Annotated in this window: 27 protein-coding genes; 13 read left to right on the top strand and 14 right to left on the bottom strand. The window is 33.0% G+C overall.

Translation table 11 applies throughout. The features are described from left to right. The 3 genes from H7350_RS11180 (at nt 1) to H7350_RS11170 (ending at nt 2,519) form a co-directional block, all read left to right on the top strand. On the top strand, nt 1-618 hold the full coding sequence (locus H7350_RS11180; protein ID WP_204346011.1) for a toxin-antitoxin system YwqK family antitoxin: 618 nt from the start codon (nt 1-3) through the stop codon (nt 616-618). Then, complete coding sequence (locus tag H7350_RS11175) at nt 593-1,300, top strand: SCO family protein (protein WP_204346010.1); 708 nt, start codon at nt 593-595, stop codon at nt 1,298-1,300. The genes H7350_RS11180 and H7350_RS11175 overlap by 26 nt, the downstream gene beginning before the upstream one ends. A gap of 97 nt (nt 1,301-1,397) precedes the next feature. Continuing rightward, nucleotides 1,398-2,519, top strand: coding sequence for a WD40/YVTN/BNR-like repeat-containing protein (locus H7350_RS11170; RefSeq protein WP_204346009.1), 1,122 nt, complete (start codon nt 1,398-1,400; stop codon nt 2,517-2,519). A 4-nt stretch (nt 2,520-2,523) separates the two neighbouring features. Here the strand turns inward: H7350_RS11170 and H7350_RS11165 are convergent, their stop codons facing one another. The 7 genes from H7350_RS11165 to H7350_RS11135 form a co-directional block, all read right to left on the bottom strand. Next, entirely contained in the window at nt 2,524-2,970 is a 447-nt protein-coding gene (locus H7350_RS11165; protein ID WP_204346008.1) for a sensor of ECF-type sigma factor, read from the bottom strand. Nucleotides 2,971-3,018: 48 nt separating this feature from the next. Continuing rightward, nucleotides 3,019-3,525, bottom strand: a complete 507-nt coding sequence (locus H7350_RS11160) for a hypothetical protein (RefSeq protein ID WP_204346007.1) — start codon at nt 3,523-3,525, stop codon at nt 3,019-3,021. A 30-nt stretch (nt 3,526-3,555) separates the two neighbouring features. Then, entirely contained in the window at nt 3,556-4,098 is a 543-nt protein-coding gene (locus H7350_RS11155; protein ID WP_204346006.1) for an RNA polymerase sigma factor, read from the bottom strand. A 332-nt stretch (nt 4,099-4,430) separates the two neighbouring features. Then, the gene (locus H7350_RS11150) at nt 4,431-6,257 is read right to left on the bottom strand and encodes an ABC transporter ATP-binding protein (RefSeq protein ID WP_204346005.1); all 1,827 of its coding nucleotides are present in this window, start codon (nt 6,255-6,257) and stop codon (nt 4,431-4,433) included. Then, complete coding sequence (locus tag H7350_RS11145; RefSeq protein ID WP_204346004.1) at nt 6,258-7,988, bottom strand: phospho-sugar mutase; 1,731 nt, start codon at nt 7,986-7,988, stop codon at nt 6,258-6,260. Nucleotides 7,989-8,087: 99 nt separating this feature from the next. After that, nucleotides 8,088-9,035 carry a glycosyltransferase family 2 protein gene (locus H7350_RS11140; RefSeq protein ID WP_204346003.1) on the bottom strand — a complete coding sequence of 316 codons (948 nt, stop codon included), beginning with the start codon at nt 9,033-9,035 and terminating at the stop codon, nt 8,088-8,090. 54 nt (nt 9,036-9,089) lie between these two features. Continuing rightward, nucleotides 9,090-9,605, bottom strand: coding sequence for a DUF4199 domain-containing protein (locus tag H7350_RS11135; protein ID WP_204346002.1), 516 nt, complete (start codon nt 9,603-9,605; stop codon nt 9,090-9,092). Between the two features lie 162 nt (nt 9,606-9,767). On the opposite strand from H7350_RS11135, the gene H7350_RS11130 reads away from it, so the two are divergent. From H7350_RS11130 to H7350_RS11115, 4 genes are all read left to right on the top strand, one after another. Beyond that, nucleotides 9,768-10,019, top strand: a complete 252-nt coding sequence (locus H7350_RS11130; RefSeq protein WP_204346001.1) for a type B 50S ribosomal protein L31 — start codon at nt 9,768-9,770, stop codon at nt 10,017-10,019. A 100-nt stretch (nt 10,020-10,119) separates the two neighbouring features. Beyond that, a complete protein-coding gene (locus tag H7350_RS11125) occupies nt 10,120-11,295 on the top strand; it encodes a GlmU family protein (protein ID WP_204346000.1) in 1,176 nt (391 codons plus the stop codon). After that, the gene (locus H7350_RS11120; protein WP_204345999.1) at nt 11,280-12,212 is read left to right on the top strand and encodes a TolB family protein; all 933 of its coding nucleotides are present in this window, start codon (nt 11,280-11,282) and stop codon (nt 12,210-12,212) included. The genes H7350_RS11125 and H7350_RS11120 overlap by 16 nt, the downstream gene beginning before the upstream one ends. Nucleotides 12,213-12,260: 48 nt before the next feature. Then, nucleotides 12,261-12,590, top strand: coding sequence for a hypothetical protein (locus H7350_RS11115; protein WP_204345998.1), 330 nt, complete (start codon nt 12,261-12,263; stop codon nt 12,588-12,590). Between the two features lie 6 nt (nt 12,591-12,596). On the opposite strand, the gene H7350_RS11110 is transcribed toward H7350_RS11115, so the two are convergent. The 3 genes from H7350_RS11110 to H7350_RS11100 are packed head-to-tail and all read right to left on the bottom strand — an operon-like array spanning nt 12,597 to nt 17,149. Further along, on the bottom strand, nt 12,597-14,201 hold the full coding sequence (locus H7350_RS11110; RefSeq protein ID WP_204345997.1) for an ABC transporter substrate-binding protein: 1,605 nt from the start codon (nt 14,199-14,201) through the stop codon (nt 12,597-12,599). Between the two features lie 3 nt (nt 14,202-14,204). Next, nucleotides 14,205-15,986 carry a hypothetical protein gene (locus H7350_RS11105; RefSeq protein ID WP_204345996.1) on the bottom strand — a complete coding sequence of 594 codons (1,782 nt, stop codon included), beginning with the start codon at nt 15,984-15,986 and terminating at the stop codon, nt 14,205-14,207. A gap of 11 nt (nt 15,987-15,997) precedes the next feature. Beyond that, on the bottom strand, nt 15,998-17,149 hold the full coding sequence (locus H7350_RS11100; RefSeq protein ID WP_204345995.1) for an ATP-binding cassette domain-containing protein: 1,152 nt from the start codon (nt 17,147-17,149) through the stop codon (nt 15,998-16,000). A 140-nt stretch (nt 17,150-17,289) separates the two neighbouring features. On the opposite strand from H7350_RS11100, the gene mtaB reads away from it, so the two are divergent. The 3 genes from mtaB (at nt 17,290) to H7350_RS11085 (ending at nt 19,850) form a co-directional block, all read left to right on the top strand. Beyond that, nucleotides 17,290-18,615 carry a tRNA (N(6)-L-threonylcarbamoyladenosine(37)-C(2))-methylthiotransferase MtaB gene (gene mtaB, locus H7350_RS11095; RefSeq protein ID WP_204345994.1) on the top strand — a complete coding sequence of 442 codons (1,326 nt, stop codon included), beginning with the start codon at nt 17,290-17,292 and terminating at the stop codon, nt 18,613-18,615. A gap of 65 nt (nt 18,616-18,680) precedes the next feature. Then, complete coding sequence (locus H7350_RS11090; RefSeq protein ID WP_204345993.1) at nt 18,681-19,160, top strand: hypothetical protein; 480 nt, start codon at nt 18,681-18,683, stop codon at nt 19,158-19,160. A gap of 195 nt (nt 19,161-19,355) precedes the next feature. Continuing rightward, entirely contained in the window at nt 19,356-19,850 is a 495-nt protein-coding gene (locus tag H7350_RS11085; RefSeq protein ID WP_204345992.1) for a hypothetical protein, read from the top strand. A gap of 37 nt (nt 19,851-19,887) precedes the next feature. Here H7350_RS11085 and H7350_RS11080 read toward each other — a convergent pair whose 3' ends face one another. Continuing rightward, nucleotides 19,888-20,184 (bottom strand): GNAT family N-acetyltransferase, encoded by a 297-nt coding sequence (locus H7350_RS11080; RefSeq protein WP_204345991.1) that lies wholly within the window; start codon nt 20,182-20,184, stop codon nt 19,888-19,890. A 116-nt stretch (nt 20,185-20,300) separates the two neighbouring features. Here H7350_RS11080 and H7350_RS11075 point away from each other — a divergent pair, with 116 nt between their 5' ends. From H7350_RS11075 to cls, 3 genes are read left to right on the top strand one after another with little or no spacing between them, the layout of a single operon-like run. Continuing rightward, nucleotides 20,301-20,969 carry an alpha/beta hydrolase gene (locus tag H7350_RS11075; protein ID WP_204345990.1) on the top strand — a complete coding sequence of 223 codons (669 nt, stop codon included), beginning with the start codon at nt 20,301-20,303 and terminating at the stop codon, nt 20,967-20,969. 41 nt (nt 20,970-21,010) lie between these two features. Continuing rightward, complete coding sequence (locus tag H7350_RS11070) at nt 21,011-21,955, top strand: lytic transglycosylase domain-containing protein (protein ID WP_204345989.1); 945 nt, start codon at nt 21,011-21,013, stop codon at nt 21,953-21,955. Next, nucleotides 21,955-23,409, top strand: coding sequence for a cardiolipin synthase (gene cls, locus H7350_RS11065; RefSeq protein WP_204345988.1), 1,455 nt, complete (start codon nt 21,955-21,957; stop codon nt 23,407-23,409). Before H7350_RS11070 ends, cls begins: the two co-directional genes overlap by 1 nt. A gap of 1 nt (nt 23,410) precedes the next feature. On the opposite strand, the gene H7350_RS11060 is transcribed toward cls, so the two are convergent. The 3 genes from H7350_RS11060 to H7350_RS11050 all read right to left on the bottom strand — a co-directional run bounded on the left by H7350_RS11060 (nt 23,411) and on the right by H7350_RS11050 (nt 25,685). Next, entirely contained in the window at nt 23,411-24,097 is a 687-nt protein-coding gene (locus tag H7350_RS11060; protein WP_204345987.1) for a hypothetical protein, read from the bottom strand. A gap of 135 nt (nt 24,098-24,232) precedes the next feature. Continuing rightward, a complete protein-coding gene (locus tag H7350_RS11055; RefSeq protein WP_204345986.1) occupies nt 24,233-24,793 on the bottom strand; it encodes a DUF2892 domain-containing protein in 561 nt (186 codons plus the stop codon). Next, entirely contained in the window at nt 24,783-25,685 is a 903-nt protein-coding gene (locus H7350_RS11050; RefSeq protein ID WP_204345985.1) for a DUF6263 family protein, read from the bottom strand. The genes H7350_RS11055 and H7350_RS11050 overlap by 11 nt, the downstream gene beginning before the upstream one ends. Nucleotides 25,686-25,779 lie beyond the last annotated feature (94 nt).

The following is a 25,779-nucleotide window of genomic DNA, read 5'->3' as shown; positions in this document are numbered from 1 at the left end:
ATGAAGCAAGTAGTAGTAGCAATTTTAATTTGTGTATTGAGTTGTCAAAACGCATCAATACAGAAACCATCAGATATCGCAGCTGTCATAAAAGAAGGGGATAAAATTGCTATTGATACTAAAGAAGTTCTTAAGTCAGACTTAATCTTAAATCAATTAGAAGGCATTTGGTACTATCACAATCAACCTTATAACGGCTATTCATTAAAATATCACGAGAATGATACTTTAATGGAAAAATTAGGCTTTTATAAGGGAAAAAGGCAAGGTATTGCCCAAAGATGGTCAGAAAATGGAGTGTTGCGTATGGTATCTTATTATCATCAAAACAGATTAACCGGTCAGTATAAAAGTTTTTGGGACAATGGAAATTTGGCATTGCAAGTGAGTTATGAAAATGGTAAAAAGCAGGGCGAAGAGCAGCAATGGTACTCAAATGGAGAGCTTTCTAAATTACTTTGGTTTAAAGATGGAGTCGAAGATGGTATTCAAAAAGCCTGGCTGCCTAATGGTAAACTGTATGTCAATTATGAGGCTAAAAATGGAAGGATCTTCGGAATGATGCGTGCTAATTCTTGTTATAAGTTAGACAATGAAACAGTTATTAAAGAGAATTAAAATTGCATTTGTTTTAATCGGTTGTACTCTGGTTTGTTTGAGCTGTAAAGAGCAAAATAAAAAAGAGCATTTTAAAACTGAAGAAACGAGCAGAGTAGCGTATTTGCCATATTATAATGAAGAATCATTTACGCCTAGATGGATAACACCAGGAACAGATGAAGAACAACAATTTCATAAAATTCCTGATTTCAGATTCATCAATCAGTTGGGTGATACGGTTACGCAAAAAACGTTTGAAAATAAGATTTATATTACTGATTTCTTTTTTGCTAGCTGTCCGGGAATTTGTCCTCAAATGACTGGAAACATGTTTAAACTTCAAGAAGAATTTAAAGAAGATGATGACGTTTTGTTGTTATCACATACAGTTACGCCAACAAGAGATTCTGTTTCAGTTCTTAAAAATTATGCTGATAAACATGGCGTTATAGATGACAAATGGCATCTGGTAACAGGTGATAAATTAGAGATTTATAATTTAGGTAGAACACAGTATTTTGTTGAAAATGATTTAGGTGAACCTAAAAATATAGATGATTTTTTACATACTGAAAACTTTTTACTCATCGATAAACATAAACATATTAGAGGGATTTACAATGGTTTAAACCGCGCTTCAATGTTGCAGTTGATAACCGATGTTAAAGCTTTGAAAAAGGAAAATTATAAAACATTGTGATTAGTTTGATGTTAATTAGTGTATTGCTGATTAATAGTTTGAAAGGCTTCGTGATTATGTCATGGAGCTTTTCTATTTTTATAAAAATCTCATGTTTATGAAAAAAGAAAAGTTATTGGTGTTTGTCTCAATTGTAACTATGAGTATCATGTGCTACGGATTATTGAGTTATACATCTTATAGAAAACAGCTACCATCACTAAAACAATTTAGAAGTGTACACATCGAAACTCTAGTTCAGGATTCGACACTTAATATAAGAGCTCTGGAGCTTGTAGACTCCATAGGACCAACGTACTTAACCTCGCGAGGCGAGTTTGGAATTCTTTTGCCGAATTCGTTTATTAATCATGTAGACAGCCTAAAGGAGAAATCGTTTTATCATCACAAAATTAATTTGTCTAATGATACACTACAATTAAACTTTAGAGCCTTAAGTGCTTTAAAAGAAAAGGGTTTTGGTATCACGATAGGTTCTCCAGCATTACTATATCAGCTTAATGCCGATTTAGAGAAAAACAAAATAGTGTATGAGGAACACCACCCAAAAGCATTTTATGATGCTATGGAATTCTGGAATGATGATGAAGGCATTGCTATTGGTGATCCTACAGCGGATTGCATGAGTATCATTATTACTCGAGATGGAGGAGAAACCTGGACAAAATTATTGTGTGAAGATCTGCCTAAAATTAAAGAAGGTGAAGCTGCTTTTGCGGCAAGCGATAGTAATATTGCCATTGTTGGAACTCATACTTGGATTGCTACAGGCGGAAAAGTGAGTCGTATTTTATATTCGTCTGATAAAGGTAAGACCTGGGAAGTTTATGATACACCTATAGTTCAGGGTTTAGAAACTACTGGGATGTATTCTATTGATTTTTATGACAGATTAAACGGCTTTGGCATTGGAGGTGACTATACAAGACCTGCTGACAGTAGTGCTAATAAAATAAGAACTCATGATGGTGGAAAAACTTGGCAACTTGTAGCAATAAATCAATCACCTGGATACAGGAGTTGTGTGCAATATGTTCCAAATGGAGAAGGTAAAGCCTTGGTAGCTATTGGTTTTAACGGTATCGATTATTCTAGTGATGCAGGTAACTCCTGGACGCATTTAAGTGATGAAGGTTTTTATACCATTCGCTTTTTAAATGACAGTGTCGCTTATGCTGCAGGAAACGGTAGATTATCGAAATTAACGTTTAAAGAGTAAACTCTTATCCTTTATTTTTAAATTTCTCACGTCGCTTTTGGAACTCTTCCAGCATTTGCTTTTTAAATTGTTCTTCTACAATCTTAAGAAGAATGATTTTTTTTGCAGGAATTGCTGTTAATAAGCTTTCTACTAAATCTGTTTTTAAATTTAATTGCTCTTTTTCGAAAGCTAAAAAATCTTGCAATGCTTGTTTTGCTTCAGTTTCGCTAAGCGATTCCATTTTTAAGCCACGTCGTTTTTCACGAGCATTATGACGAAGCATATCCGTTTCGTCCTCATACGCGTTGTAGATTGGCCAGAATTTTTGAGCTTCAGCTTTAGTTAGTTCTAACTTTTCGGTAATGAAAGCTATTTTCAAAGCTTTAATACGCTCTTGGCGCTCTTTCTTTTGTCCGAAAGCACTAAGAGTTAGAGCGATAAAAAATAGTGATATAAATGTTTTTTTCATAGGTGTATATGTTTTGATCTTTACGATATCTAAGATGACCATTATAATTTATTGAGCTTGTTCTAAAATTAAATCTTCAATTTCTATGGTTTCTATTAAGTAATTTTCAAGAGAACTTTCAGGTATTTGGTTGTCAATAAAATTTGCTTTGTTGAGTTCATCTTCAGTTAAAAGGGAGGCCAGTTCATAGCCAGTATAATCTTCTTGTTCTATATAGTTTTCGATAGAAGCTGTTTCTATAGATTCCCAGGTTATAGTTTCCGAAGAATAAAACAGATTAAATATTAATATTATGGATGCTGCAACAGCAGATGTATAAATCACTTTTTTCCAATTAAAAATCGAAATGACTTTGGCATCATCTTTAGTTTCTATGCGATCCAAAATACGATCTTCAAGAGATTCAAAATAAGACTCAGGTAAATCAAACCCAGATGTTTCAACCTTCTTTTTTAGATGTACTTCATTTAGAATTTGCTCTTCTACTTGAGAAAAGTAATCCTTAGGGGTTTTAAATCCTGAAGTTATATGACTATCTAATTTTTTCTGTTTCATATCATTAAGACTCTAAAGTCTGTAATTGGTTTAATCTTGAGTTAAAAATGCTTCTATCTTTTTTACGGCAATATGATAAGATGCTTTTAGAGCACCTTCACTTGTGTCTAATATGTCTGCCATATCTTTATATTTTATATCTTGAAAGTACCTCATATTAAATACCAATTGTTGCTTTTCAGGTAACACGGAAATTGCCTGTTGTAATTTATACTGAATGTCATCACCTTCAAAATAAACATCGGCTTTTAAGTTATTTATCATGAGTTGATGCGTTTGCTCATCAGAAATATTTAAGCGCTTTGCATTTTTGTTAATATGTGTTATCGATTCATTGGTTGCAATGCGATACATCCAAGAATACAATTTACTATCTCCTTTAAAGTTATGAATATTTTTATAGACCTTAATAAAAGTATTTTGCAATACATCATCAGCATCGTCATGCGATTTCACAATATGACGAATATGCCAGTACAATTTCTCTTTATAGAGTGATAATAATTCTCTAAAAGCCAATTCTTTACTAGAAGGAGTCGTTAAGCGGTGTATAAAATCTTGTTCGTTATCCAATAAAAACGTTTTTATTATAGACACTTCAATGTACAGAAAGTTTAATGAAAAATAATATATTTTATAAATACTTGATAATTAGATATGTGCAATTAAAAACATCGATTAAAAGTAAAAAATAACGATGAAATGCATTTTTTTCTTGCATAGACCATTTATTTAAATTATGTTTGTCTCAGCCTAACCTACTTAAGTATTGTCATTGTCCCCAAATGATGACAATAAAATGAAAAGGATGCAACATAAAGTTGCATCCTTTTCTGGTTTCAAGAGCTTATGATAAGCAAAACTCAGTTATTCATGAAGTTTTCAAACTTGATACTAAGTTTTTGTTATTCAAAACTTTGCATATCGACTAATTTTTTATAGACGCCTTGTTTTGCTATGAGTTGTGCATGTGTGCCTTGTTCGGCGATTTCACCTTTATGCATAACAATAATTTCATCTGCATTTTGAATCGTAGATAGTCTGTGCGCAATGACAATAGAGGTTCTGTTTTTCATCATATTTTCTAAAGCATCTTGAACTAAGCGTTCACTTTCAGTATCTAAAGCAGAAGTAGCTTCATCTAAAATCATGATTGGAGGATTCTTTAAAACAGCTCTTGCAATACTAAGACGCTGTTGTTGTCCACCAGATAATTTACCACCAGAATCACCTATATTAGTGTCAATACCTTGAGGTAAATCTTTTACAAATTCCCAGGCATTAGCGATTTTCAAAGCCTCGATAATTTCATCATCAGTAGCATCTTCTTTACCAATACGTAAGTTGTTTTTTATACTCTCATTAAATAAAATTGAGTCTTGAGTTACCAAACCCATTAAGCTTCTGAGTGAATGTTTTTTAAGGTCTCTAATATCTGTTCCATCAATTGAGATGCGTCCTTGATTAACATCATAAAAACGTGTAACCAGATTGGCTATAGTTGATTTTCCGCTTCCAGATTGCCCAACAAGAGCGACACTTTTTCCTTTTGGAACTTTGATACTGAAGTTTTTAAGTACCAAATCATCTTCGTATTTAAATGAAATATTTTCAACTGAAATATCTGACGTGAAATCATTTTTGGCTATGGCATTTCCGCGATCCTTTAATGGGCTTTCCGTTTCTAGTATTTCGAGAATACGGTCTGCAGCTGCATTTCCAGCCTTTACTTTGTAACTTGCTTTGCTGATAGCTTTAGCTGGTGTTAAAATTTGCCATGCTAAACCGATGTAAATTATAAACGCGCTACCAGATAAGGTTTGATCAACGAGCACCATACTACCACCATACCAGAGGAGGACTGCAATTGTAATAATCCCCAAAACTTCACTCATAGGTGAAGCCAGGTTTTGACGATTCATCAGTGTGTTTGAGAAATTATAAAACCGATTAGTTGATTTTTGAAAGGTCTCATTAAATTGCTTTTCAGCATTAAAACCCTTAATCACTTTGAGTCCGCCAAGTGTCTCTTCTAAAGTTGATAAAAAGATCCCTTGCTCAGTTTGAACGCGGTTAGACTTTTTCTTTAAACTTTTTCCAATTCTTGAAATTATAAACCCTGAAATTGGAATAAATATAAACACAAAAATGGTGAGTTTAACCGAAATCATAAACATGGCAATAATAGCAAACAAAATCGTTAATGGCTCTTTTACAATTAGTTCTAAAATAGCCAGTAGTGATCCTTTTACTTCGTTGACATCTCCCGAAATTCGGGCAATAATATCTCCTTTTTTCTTTTCTGAATAATAAGAAATGGGCAAGCTGGTAACCTTGTCATAAATCTCATTTCTCAAATCTTTTAAAACTCCGTTGCGCAAAAAAGTAATGAAGTATAAGCCTAAATAATTAAAGACATTTTTAAGTAAGAACAGACTTATTATTAAGACAATCATGTATAGCAAAGACCGTTGTGGCCCATGCATTTCAGATGTTGTTGTGATAATATAATTTATATAATCTTCGGCAAAAGTCTTAATGTTTGAAAAACCAGTAAAGATTGGTTTTTGGGTTAATTTTTCGCCTTCTCCAAATAATACTTTCAGCATAGGCATTAATGATATCATAGCCAGAGTACTAAACAAGGCGTAAAATACATTTGCTATAATATTTAAAATACCATAACGCTTGTAAGGAATTATAAAGCGAAAAAGTTTCTTTATGTAATTCATTTAATCGAGATTCATATCCTTTAGAATATTGTCAATACGAGTCTCCAATTTTTGTTCCGTAGATTTAAATGCTGCCAGATTGTCTAATGTTGTATTTACACTTATGTAGAACTTTATTTTAGGTTCGGTTCCACTTGGACGTAAAGCAATTTTACTTCCGTCTTCAGTATAATAAATGAGTACGTTTGACTTCGGGATATCAATGGTTGAGGTGTTTCCTGAGATAACATCTTTAACTATTGATAATTGATAGTCTTCAATTCGGATAACTTTAGAACCGTTAACTTCCTCTAAAGGATTTTCACGAGCATCAATCATCATTTGCTTAATTTCCTGAGCACCTTCAATACCTTTTTTTGTAAGTGAAATTAAACGCTCTTTATAAAAACCATGAGCGACGTACAATTCGATTAATTCTTTATACATAGAAATGCCTTTAGCTTTTGCCTGAGCTGCAATTTCACAAGCTAATAGCGTCGATGTCACAGCGTCTTTATCTCTTACGAAATCACCAACCATAAATCCGAAACTTTCTTCTCCACCACCAATAAAATCAAGTTGCGGAAAGTCTTTAATCATTTTAGCAATCCATTTAAAACCAGTGAGTCCAATTTTACATTCAACGTTATAAGCTTCAGCTAAAACCGCCATCATTGGTGTAGATACTATCGTAGAACCAATAAATTGATTGCCATTAATTTTGCCAGAATTTTTCCATTGTTTTAATAGAAAATCAGTCATAAGTAACATGGTTTGGTTTCCATTAAGAATAACCAGTTCATTTTCTAAGTTTCTAACAACGACACCTAAACGATCACAATCAGGATCGGTTCCTATAACAATATCACCATCAGTTTTATTGGCTAACTCCATAGCCATTTTCAAGGCTTCAGGTTCCTCAGGATTTGGAGATTTTACTGTTGGAAAATCACCATTAGGCTCGCGTTGTTCTTCAACAATATTAACCTTGGTATAACCAGCACGTTTTAAGGTTTCTGGTACAGCAGTGATTGAAGTTCCGTGTAAGGAAGTGAAAACAACGTTTAAATTTTCTCTAGCTTCGGTAGCGGTATCAAAACTTCCATTTTTTACAGATTCGTTAATGAAAACATCATCAACAGTCTTGCCTATATATTCAATATTAGTGTCATTGGCTTCAAATTTAATTTCAGCATATTCTAAACGATTAATTTCAGCAATAATTTCTGCATCTTGCGGAGGTACTAATTGTCCGCCATCCTGCCAATATACTTTGTAACCATTATATTCTGGAGGATTGTGAGATGCTGTAAGTACAATTCCACAATGGCAGTTTAAATGTTTTACTGCAAATGACAATTCTGGAGTCGCTCTTAAATCTTCAAAAAGATATACCTGTAAACCATTGGCAGAAAATACGTCTGCAACAACTTTAGCCAGAGTTTGACTGTTATGTCTACAATCGTAGGCGATTGCAACTTTGAGTTTTTCGTTAGGAAATGTTTGTTTCAGGTAGTTACTTAATCCCTGTGTGTTTTTACCAAGTGTATATTTGTTGATGCGATTGGTGCCTATGCCCATAATGCCGCGCATTCCACCAGTTCCAAATTCGAGATCTTTGTAGAAGCTCTCTTTGAGTTCACTTGTATTATTTGCAATTAAGTGTTTAATATGATTTTGAGTCTCTTGATCAAAAGTTGGCGTCAGCCATGTATTAACGCGTTCCAATAATTGAGGTTCAATGTGTGTCATAGTCTTAAATTTATACTACAAAAGTAAGTAAATGAATTAGTTTGGGTGATTAAGATTTTAATAAATTCGTCTAAAACGATTGCGATAAATCGCTTGAACTTAAAAATTGAGTTCTTGCTTAACCAAATAACGGTTTTTATCTCTTTTACTACGTAATATAATTTCTCCTAAAAAACCAGCAACAAAAAATTGTGAACCTAAAATCATGGTTGTTAGTGCAATATAAAATTGCGGACGCTGGGTTATGAGTCGTCCAGAAGGATTAAGAAATAGTTTGTCAATTCCTAAATAGATAGCAAAAGCAAAACCAATGGCCAGCATAAGTACACCAAGAGCACCAAATAGATGCATAGGCCGTTTACCAAATCGTGATAAAAACCAAATGGTTATTAAATCGAGAAAACCATTAATAAATCTGTCCATACCAAATTTAGTTTCACCGTATTTTCGGGCTTGATGTTGTACAACCTTTTCGCCAATATTTGTGAATCCAGCATTTTTAGCAAGCACTGGGATATATCGATGCATTTCACCATTAACGTCAATATGCTTAACAACATTTTTGTTGTAGGCCTTTAGTCCACAATTAAAATCATTGAGTTTAACTCCTGAGGTACGACGAGCAGCCCAATTAAATAGTTTTGACGGAAGGTTTTTAGCGATCACAGAGTCGTATCGTTTCTTTTTCCAACCAGACACTAAATCATAATTTTCAGCGATAATCATATTGTAAAGCTCTGGTATTTCTTCAGGATTATCCTGTAAATCGGCATCCATAGTAATGACAACATCGCCTTCAGCTTTAGCGAAACCAGCATGTAAGGCTTGAGATTTTCCGAAGTTTTTTAAAAACCGAATCCCTTTAACATTAGTGTCTTTATGAGATAACTGTTTAATAATTGACCAGGAATCGTCTGTACTACCATCATCTATAAAAATGATTTCATAAGAAAAACGATTGGACTGCATAACTTTAGCAATCCAATCGTGTAGTTCTGATAATGATTCTTGTTCGTTAAGTAGTGGTATGACTACTGATATATTCATTTAGTGATTTTGAATGTTTAAAGTTCAAAAATACTGAATTTATTTAAGCTCTGACTATTGACTGCTTTTCATTACTAATCCGCCAATTAATGACCAGATTAATCCAAAAATAGCACTGGCAGCAATCCAAAACGCTGAACCGATTACTGGACTCATCATTTTTTCTACCCAAACCATTTGTTGGTCGACCTGATCTTGAGTTAAGTTCGGGTTTTCGAGCATTTGATCTCTTACGACTTCTTTCATTTGTCCCATAAACTCTGGGTCAATTACATAATTAAATAGCAAACCATAAATGATATATACAATGGCACTAATCATAGCGATTATGACACCTAATTTAATAGCTTCTCCTAAAGTTAAGGTATTAGCATTATGCTTTTTGTATTTACTTATCGCAAAAATGATTACTACCGGAAAGATAATGTAATACAATAATTGCGGCCATTGCGCACCTTCTAATGTTTGTCCTGTAACATAGCCTATAACAGAAAGGGCAATCATGACAACACCTAAGATGATGCCGTAATTCATTCCAAATTTACCAGTTGATATTTTTACTGATTCCATAGTTTGAGTTGATTATTTAGTTAATATGATTGGTTAGTGTACATTTGTATTCAAACGTTACATTTTTAATTAAAATAAAAAAAGAAAATAATTATTGGTAATTTACAAAAATTACTTAAATTTGCACCTCCAAAATAGTAAGGAATATTAAAGTTTAAAGCGATGAAAAAAGGAATACATCCAGAAAATTATAGATTAGTAGCATTTAAAGATATGTCTAACGAAGATGTGTTTTTAACTAAGTCTACTGCTGAGACTAGTGAAACAATTGAAGTTGATGGTGTTGAGTATCCAGTAATTAAATTGGAAATTTCTAGAACATCTCATCCATATTACACTGGTAAGTCTAAATTAGTAGATACAGCAGGACGTATTGATAAATTCAAAAACAAATACGCTAAGTTTCAAAAATAAACTTAGTTCTATAATATTTACAAAGCCTTCAGGATTTATCCCGAAGGCTTTTTTGTTTTCTATAATTAATTTACTTTAGCATCTAACTTCAATCTTGATTATGAATTATATTCTTTTTGATGGCCCATCACGTAACAACTTGTTACCCTTTACCTTTACTAGACCTGTAGCCGACATTAGAGTTGGTATATTGACCATTAGGGAAAAGTGGGAAAAACATCTGGGATTTACCATAACCACTTTAACCGAAGACTACCTCTCTGATAAATATCCTATGGTTGAATTAGATGAGAATGTAATGATTAATGCAGCTTACTTACCTAATAAAGAATTAGTGGCCATTATAAAAGGTCTTGAAGACAATCAAGCTGTATTTCAGGGAGAAGATGTGATAGCTTTTTTCTCTAAAGACACTCAGGAAGAAATAGATTTTGAATCCTATCAGGCAATAGAATACGACGAAGACGTCATAAAGATAGAGCATACTTGGGATATTTTTGCCAATAATGGTGAGGCTATTCAGGCCGATTTTGACTTGCTTACATACGACAGACAATCTGAACCTATACCGAGTTCAAATAATGTTCTTGGAGCTCAACAAATTTTTATAGAAAAAGGAGCTCAGTTAGAATTTGTGACTTTAAATGCGAATTCTGGTCCTATATATATTGGAAAAGATGCCGAAATAATGGAAGGCAGTATTATTAGAGGTCCTTTCGCTTTATGCGAGCATGCTACTGTAAAGTTGGGTGCTAAAATCTACGGACCAACAACGGTTGGACCGCATAGTAAAGTTGGAGGTGAAGTGAATAATTCAGTGATTTTTGGCTATTCTAATAAAGGTCATGATGGGTTTTTAGGAAACTCAGTACTTGGCGAATGGTGTAATCTAGGTGCCGATACCAACAATTCTAATTTAAAAAATAACTATGCCGAAGTCAGGCTATGGGATTATCAAACTCAGGGATTTGCCAGAACAGGTTTACAGTTTTGCGGACTCATGATGGGCGATCATAGTAAGTGTGGCATTAATACCATGTTTAATACTGGTACAGTTGTTGGAGTGAGTAGTAATATCTTCGGAAGCGGATTTCCAAGAAATTTTGTACCAAGTTTTTCATGGGGAGGCCATTCTGGAATGACAACCTATTTAACAAAAAAAGCGTTCGAAGTTGCCGAAGTAGTTATGAAACGTCGAAATATTGAATTTTCAGAAGTAGATAAGGCTATTTTAGAACATGTCTTTGAAGTGACCAAACAATGGAGAAAAAGTTAACCTTAAATCATAAAAGCATGAAGTTTATTTGCAGTATCATTTTAGTATTGATACTAAATTTCGGGTATTCTCAAACCTACACGATTAAAAACTTAAGCCTTAATGATGATAAAAGTCAATATGGTGTCGTTTTTTATAAAGGCGATAAAGTATACTATACATCCTATATGCTCGATAATAGAAATAGAGCTAGACGAGATCATGATAAACGTTTAATCTACACCATGTTTGAAGCACAAAAAGTTGCTGATGGAGAAATTATTAATCCAAAACAGTTTATTAAGTCTGAAGATTTTGTGTTTAATACCTCTAGTGCAGGCTTCAGTCCTGATGGTAAATACATGTATGTCACAACCAATTTTATGAAACGCGGAAAATCTTATAAGCGCAAATTAAAATCTATTAATTTAAACATTCAGAGAGGCGAGTATATTGAAGGTCGTGGCTGGACCAATTTTGAACCTTTACCATTTTGTGACCCAAAATATAATTATGGACATGCTGTTGTAAGTCCGGATGGCTCAACCATGTATTTTACTTCAAATGCACATGGTGCTCATGGTCAAACCGATTTATTTAAAGTGAAAATACTAGGTAATGGAGAATATGGCGAGGTTGAGAATTTAGGAAAGAAAATAAATTCACCTAGACGCGATATGTTCCCGTTTGTAAGTAAAAATAATGTGTTGTATTTCGCATCTGATCGTGTTGGAGGTGTTGGTGGTTTGGATATTTACAGTTATGATTTAAATGGAAATCCAGATACCGAAACACCCGTTTTATTACCAAAACCAATTAATTCTAGAAGTGACGATTTTTGTTATATCCTTAATGACGATATGTCTGAAGGTTATTTTTCTTCCAGACGTCCTAAAGGAAAAGGAGAAGATGATATTTATTATTTTACGGTAGAATAGATTATTTGTCTAACTTTATTATCTACAAATTCTAAACAAACTTTACGTATGTTATCCATCATTATTCTTTTCGTTATTGGCAGATATTTCTACAGATTAGCCGAAGAATACAAACAAAATAAATGGGTTTTTGCAATCCTTGGCGTGATTTCTTATTACGCAGGAGCTTTTGCTGGCGGAATTATATTAGGTGTTCTAGATGAGGTTTTAGGGTTAGGATTTGACTGGGATAATAATTTATTACTCACCTTAGTAGCAATTCCATTTGGACTAGGAACCATGTACTTGTTCTATTATCTTCTTAAGAAAAACTGGAAGAAAACAGTCGTTGTAGAAAAAAATGAAATTCAGGATATTGGAAAACAGTTAGACGATTAGCTTAGTCTAATCTTTCTTAACCCGTTTCAAATCTAACAGATTGATAGGGTTTATTCCCAAACCAGATACACTTTTTCTCGTAAACCGTACCACTTCATCATAAAAAAGCGGCACTATTGGAGTAGATGCCATAACCAAACTATCCATTTTTGAATAGAGCAATTCTCGTTCTTTAATGTCTGTAACCGTAAAAGCTTTTTGATACCAGGCATCAAATTGTTCACTTCGGAAATGTGTATAATTTGGACCATTAGGCGCAAAATTCTTACTGGAATATAAGGATAAGTAATTTTCAGCATCAGGATAATCGGCAACCCAACTCGCTCTAAACATATCTAATTTGCCGTTAGCTTTTGCATCTTTTAAAGTTGCTGCAGGAATCACATCTACATTTACTATGATACCAATTTTTTGAAGTTCTCTTTGAATGTATTCGCAAAAACTCAGATAATTACTCGTGGTGGTTATAGTGATTTCCGGATTAGAAATTCCTGACTCTTGCTTAAATTGCTCTACAAGTTGTTTTGCTTTTTCAGGCTGAAATGTAAAACCAATTGATGCATCGTAACCTGGAAGACCTTTAGGTATAAAACCTCCATGGGCTGGAATACCAATGCCATTACGTAAGTAGGTCATCATTTTTTCTTTATCAAAGCCATAATTAATGGCTTGTCGTAAGAGTTGTGATTGCATTTCTGGAATATCAGAATCCATAAAAAACGCCAGGTATTCTGTATTGAGATAAGGCCCTCGAATCATATTGACATCAGTAGCATAGTTCTCACGAAGTTGCCCTGTAGCCGTTAATACTTCATCTTTGTATGATGCATCTAAGCCAGAAACAAAATCGATATTGCCTTGTGCAAATTGCAAAAACTCACTCTGTTTGTCTGGTAAAAAAGTGATGGCAACGGCTTCAAGGTATGGCAATTGATTTCCATTTTTATCGAATTCGAAATACTGATCATTTCTTCTGAAAACTAACTTTAAATTTTCTTCCCAGCGTTTAAACTGGAAAGGACCAGTTCCAACAGGATGCGCTCTAAAATCACTGTTATAGTGTTCTACAATCTCTTTAGGAACTACAGAACAGTATTTCATGGTTAGTTTACCAATAAACGAAGGGTCAGGTGATTTTAAAATGATAGTTAACGAATCATTTTTTGCTTTAATATCCCATATATTATTAACGACCCAACTTCCGGGAGATGCAGTTTTATTGTCACACAACCTGAATAGACTGTATTCAAAATCAGCAGCAACAACAGTACGCGTAGAGTCGGTTCCAAAGCGCTCATGTTTATGAAACTTAACATCATTTCGCAATGCAAAAGAATAGGAGAGTGCATCTTCAGAAATCGTCCAGTCTTTAGCAATACATGGTTGAACATTCAGTTGATCGTCCATTTGAACCAATCCGTTAAACAATTGATTGATTGCCCAGATATCGGCATTGTCTTTGGCAAAAGCAGGATCTAAAGACCCAATGTTTTTGTGTTCGTTATAGCGGAATACTAGGTGATCTTTTGTGAGGTCATTAGAATTTCCGCAGGAACAAATAAAAAGAATTCCTAAGGTACTATACAGCAGGTATTTTAAACGTCGACTCATAAATTAACCTTCAGGAAGCGATTTCCAGTTTTTAATGACTTTCGAATAGAAAAATAGAAACAGTATACCAATTATAAATAAAATATAGCTCCAATACACACCAAATAAGTCCATCAATGTATGGCATTCATAATTGCGACTGTAAAAATTAGGATCTGCATGGCATATATCATTTTGGTGCATGGTTATGATGCCAATGATTAAAAATAGATATAATGGAAACCCTATAATAGAAATATTCACACAGATAGCAACAACTAATTTTTTGATCTTCTTTATGAATAAAGTTGGTATGGCTAATATGATGGTGCCTAAAATTAGAGTAAAGTAAAGGATGAGATAAATGCCAATTTCATCGTTACGTCCTTGTATTAAATAAAATATCAAAGCAGTAAGTAGAGAGATAAAAAGTGTTAAAATACCCACTGTTATAATACTAAATAACAGCGCTTTTAAACCAGTGACTCTAAACATGAAGATGATGCAGGAAATGACAAAAGAGAACCACATAAAAAAGTGAATGCTATCAAATAAAGGGCTACTAGCTTTGATGTCTTCGATATTATAAAATACATTCTGTAATTCGTCTTTATTAAAGTAGAAGTCTGTAAGTCGTTCATATTGAAACTTTTCAATTGCTGTCAATTCTGAATTTTCAATATCAAAATAATCATAATCATCTTTTGGCTCAGGTCTTATAAAATGTTTGACCTTAAAATCATCGGGTTGATATATCAAATTAAACCATTGTTCTGAAGTTAAATTATGTTCGATTTTGTATCGATTTGAGAGCGTGATAAAGTTTTCTAGTAATCCTTTAATTTCCGATGTATCGTTTCTATCTAATAGCGCATTGTTTCTTTCAGATCTAAGTTGGTGCCTCAGTGTAAAATCTGGTCGATAGCTGTTGTAAGAGTAATCCACATTTAGATATGAATATTGATTATACTCATAATTACCTCTGTCATCGTCTAGTTTGTCATGTCGTGACTTAAAAAATGTAAATGAGGCATTGTATAAACTAGGAACCGCTGATTTAGCAAAAGGACTTGGGTCAACAATCGTATCTTTATAATAATAAATGCGAAGCGAATCGGTGACTCTAATAAAAACGAATCCTAGGTAGGATGAGTCTTGCTCTCTGTGTCTTTCCGATTTCGGTAAGGTTTTGGTCTTTAATGTGTAAAATTTATACCGCTGGTCTAAAAATTCCAATTTAGGTAAGCTGTCTTCTTTCCATGTTCTATATTGTTCACAATACAAGGTGTAAAAAGGTTTCGGGTAGCGACGCTTGTCTATGGTATAATCTGAGATGTCGTGTGTTAAAAACATGGCAACATCATTAGTTACTTCAATATTTTTATTTGTTTGGGCATCAGGATATTCTGTCGCTATATATAATTTGAGGCCATAATTATAAGATAAAAAGAAAGCCGAGCAGCTAAAAATGATTATCAGATAACATAAAAATTGTCCGAAGAGCTTAGATGTTGTGGTAGGATAATAATTTTTAAAGGCATTGTTTTTAAACATGTAAATGAGCCAAAGCACCAACAGTAAAATTGAAATTATCGAATTTAAAAAGACAGTGCCATTTTGAAAGTAGATATCTTTTACACTGTATTCGTGTAATAATTCAGGGTTGGTTAACGTAAAAAAGCCAAACACAAAAAAGATGAGATGCAATACAAATGCTATAAGGAGCATCCATACGAGTCTTGTGTTCCATAGGGTTGGAAAACGTTCAAGTAAATACTGGTTGGTTTTATATATAAATGCTTTCATCTGAAATTGGATTAGGAAACGAAAAATCGTCTTGTAGATTTGGTAATATTTCTGGTATAGGTCACATCTATATTATGCTTTCCTAAGGTTTCTAGAACTGAAGAAAAGGGCGTATTTTCATTAAAATAAGCTACAAAAATTCCACCATTATAAATTAGTTTTTCTAAGTTTAAGTTTTCAAAAACCTCTAGCAAAATCTCACGTTTGGCCTCACAATCTATTTCAATAATAAGCTGGTTTTTGTCATCGGCAACCACTTCTTTATTGTCTTTGTATTTGCCATCCTTTAAATAAATAACTTTATCTGAAATTTTCTCAACCTCATACAATTGCTGAGAACTTAAAATCAGAGCTATTGGGTTATTAATTGAATTGCACATCGACTTCAAATCCTCTAAAATCACTTGCTGTGCCAAAACATCTAAGTTGGCTAATGGCTCATCGAGTAGTAGTAATTCGGGTTGACGTAGTAACGTTCGCGCCAGTTCAAAACGCATTTTATAACCTGAGGATAGCTCGTTCCATTTTAGATGTTTGTAATTCCATAATCCAAAACGTGCAATCATCATAAGCACTCTTGTTTCATTTTCTTCTGGCGGAATTCCGTAATTAGACAACACAAATTTGAGATTGTCTTTTAAACTACCATACCATTTTTGAGTACGCTGCGGAATATAAACCAAATTGGTTCTTAAGTCATAATCAGAATCATAGCTGGCATTAAAACGAAATTCGAGATCACCTTCATTGTGCTTGAGTTCTTTTGCTAAAACCCGTAAAAGTGTTGTTTTACCATTTCCGTTTTCACCTACCAGACCATAGACTTCGCCTTTATGTATTTTTACCGAAATCGGACCAAGTGTAAATCGGTTTTGACCATAACTTTTTATCAAATGATTTCCAATAACGACAGGATTGTTTGTTTCATATTCGGAAATTGGAATCTTCGAAACACGCTCTAAAATATCAAGTGATTTCTTAATAAGTTCATCTTCTTTCTCAGGATGTGTCTCTTTCCAATCCGTTAGCGCTATAACATCTCGGTAGAGGTCTAAATCTTGTGTATCTATAACACAATCCATTAATTTTCGATACCCAAGAACGGTATCTTTATTTTTGAAAAAGGAAATAACTTCGTTTATTCTGACTTCAGCTTTAGACATATGATGTAAATTATTGAGTTTTAATACTAGAGCAGGCTTATAGATTGCAAAAAGCCTAACAATTGTGTAAATTTGCGCACTCTAAATTAGAAACGAGTAAATATAATTAGATTTCTGCGCGCACGGAAATTAAATAAGATATGAATAAAAAAGTCGCATTTTATACCTTAGGTTGCAAACTTAATTTTTCTGAAACGTCTACAATAGCACGAAATTTTTCTTCGGAAGGCTTTGAACGTGTCGATTTTAAAGATAAAGCAGATATCTATGTGATTAACACCTGTTCGGTTACTGAAAATGCGGATAAACGTTTTAAATCTATTGTAAAGCAAGCACAAAAAATAAACCCTGAAGCCTTTGTCGCTGCAGTGGGTTGTTATGCGCAACTTAAACCTCAAGAACTCGCTGATGTTGAAGGTGTCGATTTAGTGCTTGGTGCTACCGAAAAGTTTAAAATCACCGATTATCTCAATGACCTCTCTAAAAATGATATGGGAGAAGTACATAGCTGCGAAATTCAGGAAGCCGACTTTTATGTGGGAAGCTACTCTTTTGGCGATCGAACACGAGCGTTTTTGAAGGTTCAGGATGGATGTGATTATAAATGTACTTATTGTACCATTCCGTTGGCAAGAGGGATTTCAAGAAGTGATACTCTAGACAATGTACTCCAGAATGCTAAAGAAATTTCAGAAAAAAACATTAAGGAAATTGTTTTAACTGGTGTAAATATTGGTGATTATGGTAAAGGGGAGTTTGGTAATAAAAAGCATGAGCATACATTTTTTGAACTGGTTCAGGCTTTAGATGATGTTGAAGGTATTGAACGTTTACGAATTTCATCTATCGAACCCAACTTGCTTAAAAATGAAACAATAGAATTTGTATCTAAAAGCAAAACCTTTGTCCCTCATTTTCATATTCCTTTACAAAGCGGAAGTAATACATTGCTTAAATTGATGCGTCGTCGCTACATGAAAGAATTGTATGTAAATCGTGTCGAAAAAATTAAAGAGCAAATGCCTCATGCATGTATTGGAGTAGACGTTATTGTTGGTTTTCCTGGTGAAACGGATGATTTATTTTTAGAAACCTATAATTTTTTAAATGAATTAGACATCTCTTATTTACATGTGTTTACTTACTCTGAACGCGATAATACCGTCGCGGCTTCTCTAGATGGTGTTGTACCTAAAAACGTCAGAGCAAAACGTAGTAAAATGCTTCGAGGCTTATCTGCTAAAAAGCGACGAGCATTTTATGAAAATCAGTTAGGAACGAACAGAACCGTATTGTTTGAGAGTGAAAATAAAGAAGGCTATATTCATGGTTTTACTGAAAACTACGTCAAAGTAAAAGCACCTTGGAATCCTGAACTGGTGAATACTCTACAACCGATTACCTTAACAACTATTGATGAGGATGGATTAGTGAGATTTGAGTTTGCTAAGGAAATAGTGATGTAGAATATTTGCGTAGTATATTTCTTATATTATATTTGCCGCTTAATCAAAAACAACAATAATTTATTATGAAAAAATTTTTTCTTAACCTATTTGTTCTTACTGGATTAGTGCTTTCAACAGCTTGTTCAAGTGACGACGATGGAGGAAATGGTGGTGGAGCTAGCGATGAGCTAGTTGTTACTATCGACGGACAAACAATTACATTCAATTCAATCATCGTTGATGAAGATACGTTTACAGATGATGGTGATACTTACACCGAATTAGATGTAACTGCTACTATTAATGGGGATTCAACTAGAGTTATTCAATTTGGACTTGAGGCTGGAGATACAGGAGCTGATGCTGTATATTATTTTGAATATACTGTAGAAGGAGAAACATACTTTTACGGTTTTGACAATTCTTTTAGCTCTGTTGTTAGTATTAATGACGGTTCTAGATTAACAATGACATTCTCTGGAACACTTTACGGATATGATAGTGAATCTGAAGAGCCAGTTGAATTAATGTTACAAAACGGAACTATTGATGTTGTGTACTAACCGCACTCTAAGTATTTAAATAATAGAATCCGAAGTTATTATGCTTCGGATTTTTTTTGTGTTCTAATCAGACTATATAGATAATCTGCTGTTAAATTTCGCTTTAACTGTTTTTTTTAGTGTTTATCTAATATATAGTTACTAAAAGATCTGATACTATATATTTGGTTGATACATGATTAATAGCTTATGAAAATGAAACCTTTATTACTTATAGCACTGATTTTGGTGTCTATAACTTCATGCTCAAGTGATGACACAGCCACCGATTCTAAAATCATTGGTAGCTGGCAGTTAACTAATTACGATATTGGTCTTTCAGTTGATATTGATAAAGATGAAAATTTCAACGTAAACTTACTGGATGAACTAAATTGTCAAAACAATGAAGTCTTAATGTTTGAAGCAAACGGAACAGTATCATCTAATGATACATTTAACCCTACTTTACTTATTTCAAAATCTATGAACGGAGAGTATGAGTTTGATGTGGAATGTGCAGAAGGTAGTATTAGTTTTGCTTCGTCTTATGATGTTGATAACAATAATGTCTTATATAGTGATAACATATCTACAATCTCTGATAATAAGCTTTACAGAACTCTTAAAAATGTCATTAATGTTTATAATGATGATTTTACTCAGATTATAGAAACAAGAGATTTGAATTTGATATACACCAAACAATAAAAAAAATCCGAAGCATTAAACTTCGGATTTTTTTTATTTATATCCTGATGCCTACAGGTAGCATCTTTTTATATTTTCTGTGACGCCTGATAAATTTTGCAATTTCAGGACTGGTAGGAACGACACTTATATTGCGTTCAGAAATGTTTTCAAAAACAAGCGTTAAAAACTCTTCTTCAAAGTCATCATTGGATATTCCGTCAGGAATAATAAGTTTGGTTAAAAAAATCTTTCGATCTTGAAGAGAGTATTCAATTTTTGCTAATTTACCGTCTACTTTTAATTCGAATTGGCGTAAAAAGTCATTGTCTGTTAATTCAGCAGCATCAATCATAATAATTTGTATTTAATTCAATGGTCGGTAGGGTGGAACTATACTTTTGCATAGTTTTGTAGTGCAAATTTACGAAAAATATCATAGATATTAAAGACTAATTACTTTAAACACTTATGGAACAAGAAATTATACATGTGTATTTAATGCCGGGAATGGCTGCAAACCCTAGTATATTTGAATACATAAAACTTCCTGAAGATCAATTTCAAATTCATTGGTTAGAGTGGATGATTCCTGTAAAAAATGAATCTCTAGAGTCCTATGCTAAACGTATGATTTTGCACATAAAACATGATAATATCGTGTTGTTAGGGGTTTCTTTTGGTGGTATTTTGGTTCAGGAAATGAGTAAACATATACAATTGAGAAAACTGTTTGTAGTGTCTAGTGTAAAGTCTAAGCATGAGTTACCAAAGCGAATGAAAGTTATGAAGTACACAAAAGCTTATAAATTATTGCCTACACAGTTAGTTAGTAATATCGATTTTTTAGCAAAATATGCTTTTGGTGAAACCATTTCTAAACGTATAGAATTGTATAAGAAATATTTATCTGTTAGTGATAAACACTATTTGGATTGGGCTATTGAGAATGTGATTGAATGGGATCAGGACGAACCTAATAAAGATGCCATCTATATTCATGGAGATAAGGATGCTGTTTTTCCACATTCATGTACTGGAAATTGTATTGTTTTAAAAGGCGGTTCTCATATAATGGTCATCAATAAATATAAATGGTTTAACGAAAATTTACCAAAACTAATCCTGCAAGACGCTTGAAAGCAATCATTTAATTTTATACATTTATAAAAAAAAGAATTATGAAGACGATAAAAAATATTTTAGCAGCAATTGGTTTAATATGTGTATCTGGGCTATTTATTTTTGCAGTGCAAGCTGAAGAAAAAGTACCTTCAGATAAAGAGGTTGTCGAACAACCAAAATTAATCAACGATTATAATGTATATGCGCTTTCAGTTCCTGATGATTTAAATTTTGCAGGAGAAGAAGTGCCATTAGAGGATCCAGATATTTTAGAACGTATGGATCGTGAATTGTTAGTAAATACCTACTGGCAATCTAATGGATTATTAATGTTTAAGCGTGCCGAGAAGTACTTTCCCATTATAGAACCTATCTTGAAAAAGAATGGTGTGCCTGAAGATTTTAAGTATTTGGCTGTTATAGAAAGCGGACTCACAAATGCTGTGTCTCCTGCTGGAGCAAGAGGTGTTTGGCAAATTATGCCTGCAACAGGGCGTGAAAATGGCTTGGAAGTTAATAAAAATGTTGACGAACGTTATAACCTTGAAATGGCAACTGAGGTAGCTTGTAAATATTTGTTAAAATCAAAAGAACAATTAGGCTCATGGACCTTAGCTGCTGCTGCATACAATGCTGGTAATGCAGGAATTTCCAGACGTTTAAAAGAACAAGGTGTATCCAATTATTACGATTTGTTACTTGGTGAAGAAACTGGACGTTATTTGTTTAGAATAGTAGCGTTAAAAGAAATACTAAGCAACCCAAAACAGTACGGTTTTAATTTTACAAGTCAGGATTTGTACAAAACAATTCCAACGTATAAAGTAGAAGTCGATACCGCTGTGTCTGATTTTACAAAATTTGCACAACGCTATGGAATCAATTATAAAATATTAAAAATTCATAATCCGTGGTTAAGAGAACCTAAACTCAATAATGCCTCAAGGAAAACATATTTTATTGAAATTCCAAAAGAAGGCTATTACTCTGTTAAACCTTAATGATAGATTTTATAAAAGATCATTTCTGGTCAATTCTAATAATTGCTAACTATGCATTAGCAATATCTGCTATTGTAACGGTTTTATTGAAAAATATAAATCCAACCAAGACAGTTTCCTATATTATTATTTTAGCACTGTTTCCTTTTTTTGGTCTTATTATTTATTACTTGTTTGGTCAACAATACCGTAAGACCAAAATTTTTAATAGAAAGCATATCATCAATTCCAACATTATTCAATCTGCGAGTAAAAGCATGAAAATGGAGGGCAAGGATTTGAGGAAAATCAATGAGAAATTGGATGATAAAATTAAACTTGTAAAACTCCTTAGGGCAAGTGAACGTTCACCTTTAACTGTTAGAAATGAGGTTGATATATTGTTTAATGGTGAAGTTAAATTTGAAAGGCTCTTAACCGACTTAAATAATGCTACAAAACATATACATATAGAATATTATATCATAAAAGATGATACCATTGGTACAAAGGTGTTAGACGTTTTGTGTGAAAAGGCGAGAAATGGTGTAGAGGTCAAAATGAGTTATGATGATGTAGGTAGTAAACTGACTTCAAAAATGAAACAACGATTAAATGAAAGTGGTGTAGAGCATTTTCCTTTTATGCCTGTTCTTTTTTCTAGTTTAACCGGAAAGTCTAATTACAGAAACCATAGAAAAATAGCAGTCATTGATGGTGAAATTGGATATGTAGGAGGAATCAATATTTCTGATAATTATGTAAATAATGAAAGCTCTACATTATATTGGAGAGATACACATTTAAGAATTTATGGCGAAGCCGTTAAAGTATTACAATTTCACTTTTTAACAACATGGGATTTCGTAACTGAAGCCTCCATAGAAATTAAAGACAGTTACTTTCCAGAAACCATATGTGAAAAAGACGTTGCAATTCAAATAGCAGCAAGTGGTCCTGATACAGACTGGGCAAATATCATGGAGGCTATATTAACAGCAATCAATAATGCCGAGCACTATATTTATATCACAACACCTTATTTTATTCCTAATGATCAGGTTGTAACTGCTATGCAAATCGCTGCAAAAATAGGAGTAGATGTTAAATTGATTGTTCCGAAAAATTCTGACAGTTGGATTGCACAACATGCGACAAATTCATTTTTAGAACCACTTATGGAGGCTGGTGTACAAATTTATCGTTATTCAAAAGGATTTGTTCACGCTAAAACTATGGTTGTTGATGAAGTGTTTTCAACCATTGGTACTTGTAATTTTGACAATAGAAGTTTCAATATTAACTTTGAAATTAATGCCTTAATGTACGATATCGAACAAAGCAAATTGTTAAAAGCTAAATTTCTTGAAGACCTCGAAGATTCAGAAATCATTAATCCTGAAGATTGGGTAAAGCGACCAAGGTTTGATAAACTCAAAGAGTCTTTCAGCAGGCTTTGGGCTCCAATGTTATAACTTAATGTATTGTTGTGATAATACCTTCCGTAGTTTTTTGATCCTCAAAAAGAATCAATTTGATTTGCTGATGTGCCGTATCAAAGGCCACTTGTGAATCATCTTTTGTAAGATTAATTGTAAATTTCTTATCGATGTTGAGTAATTGCTTATTTTCTGAAATGAAAAAACAGGCAGGAGCACCAAAAGAATGTTTATAAGGCTTTATGATATGGTTGTCTCTGTTTTTACGTTCATCAACATAGGTAACCGTAACTAGAGAATTAAAGGCACTGCTACGTTTTTTAGCAATAGATTTTGAAGTCCAGAATAAAATGACAATATCAATTTGACCTTTATACATCTTAGACATTTTATTAATGGCTTCAATTTCTTTCTCATCAATTTGCTCCCAAGGTGATTTGGTAATTAGTAGGAAAGCATTATCGATTTTTGATGTGTTTAATGTGCCTCCATTAACTTTTTTTAAAGCCATTTCTGAAATGTAACTAAACTTTAGATGGTTGTCAACTAATGAGTCAAATAGAAATTCTGCATAGTCTCTATTGCCATATTGTAAGGCAATTTCAGATTTTACTTTGTAACGTTTTAGATGTTTAGATATTTCATGCTCAAAATACATCTTAGGCTCTTGAGAAAAAGCTAAAAACGTAAATAAAAACGAAAAAATGGTCAAACACAGTCGCATGTCTAAGATTTATTATTTTAGACAAAGCTATGAGCGTTATTATTGCTACTGAAAAATAGTCGTTAAACGGTAATATTAATAGAGAAAAGAATAAAACAGTCAATTAAAATCGTTAACTGACGGTGTTTGAGGTTTTTATCTGCGACGCATATTACGGTTGCCATAATGCTGTTTAGGCCCTTGAGATCTTTTCATACCGTCTTTCATCATTTTGATCTGGTCTGTTAAAATACCTCTTTTGTCTAGTTTTTGAGCTTCATTAAGTAACTGTTTAGCTTCCATTGGTCGGCGTTTACTAAATGCGATTCCGGCTAAATTTAATTTCGCCATTGCCACATCATGATCCATAGATAAGCCTAAGCCTAAAGCCTTTTTAAAGTACTTTTCAGCATCGTTCATATTGGTTTGTGCAACCATAACACCATGAAGGTAATTGTAATATCCTTCTTGTTTTTTTACAAGAGCACTTGATGGGTTTTTAATTTTATTTAGCCAGTTTTTAGCGCCTTCAAAATCTTGTTTTCTTAGCTTTAAAAACGCAAGTAGAATAAATTCATTTTTAAAATAAAGGAAAATAAATATTAAAGACAGTAAAATAAACATGATACCATTACCTATATAACCTTCAGTAAATTGATAAATGGCATAAGCTATAATTAATGCTGCAATAACAAGTTTTATGTTTTTATTGAACATGTTTTTCTATTTTGTAATTTATATTAGAAGTAATTGATGTAGGAACTTCTAGGCTATTCATATTGTGCATGACTGAATGACCTTCGGCTGTAGAAGTTGTACTAATTTGCTGAGCAAAACCAGTTGTAGGAGATACTGATATTTTAGATGTCATATGTCCTTTTAAATGCATATCAACATCACTGTCGGTTGTGTTGAGTGCAATTTCACTTTCGCCACTTATAGCAATAGCTTTATCAGATGTACTCACTAATGTCCAAGTGTTTTCAGATGTCAATTTACCCTCAAATTTGTTAGTCCAGGTCGTATCACTGGCTTTACTGTCCTTTGAAGGGTATATATAAGTCATTTGCTCAAAACTCATAGCAAGGCTTTCGTTGCTAAATTCTTTTCTCATAGATTCTTTCATGAGTTCTTTTGTAAAATCATCAAAGTCACCAGCAGCATTGATCATATTATCAATTAAGATTTCTGAACCTTTAATAGACTTTATTTTTCCATTTTTATACATTTCCATATGTAAATCGCTGGCAATAATTTTTGAAAAAATCTTGCCTTCAATATCATCGTCAGCAATGGAGTCGTTTGTATTAATAGACATGATTTCACCAATCATATTAGAAGTCATAACCATTTTAAAACGATCATATCTAAATTTAATACCATATAAACTGTCGTTTACATGTTCAACTGTAAAGGTGTAATCGCCTTCAATTAAATTTTTTATGTTGTGTTCAGAGGCATTCATGTTTTGAACAATATCCTGCTCTGCAACTTGAAATACTTTAAATTTATCACCTACCTTTAAATGGTAAGCTAAATGACTTTGCGCTATTGCGAGATTTGTAGTTGCTAAAAAAGTAACTAAAACTATTGATAAAATTGACTTCATTTTTTAGTAAATGTTTGAATTTACAAAGAAACTAATTTTTTGTCAATTAGCGACCAGTAAATGTATGGATATAAATAACTGAAAATAATTTTTA

The sequence above is a fragment of the Psychroserpens algicola genome (assembly GCF_014526325.1).
Lineage (GTDB): Bacteria > Bacteroidota > Bacteroidia > Flavobacteriales > Flavobacteriaceae > Psychroserpens > Psychroserpens algicola.
This window is presented reverse-complemented; position numbering and strand designations above follow the sequence as displayed.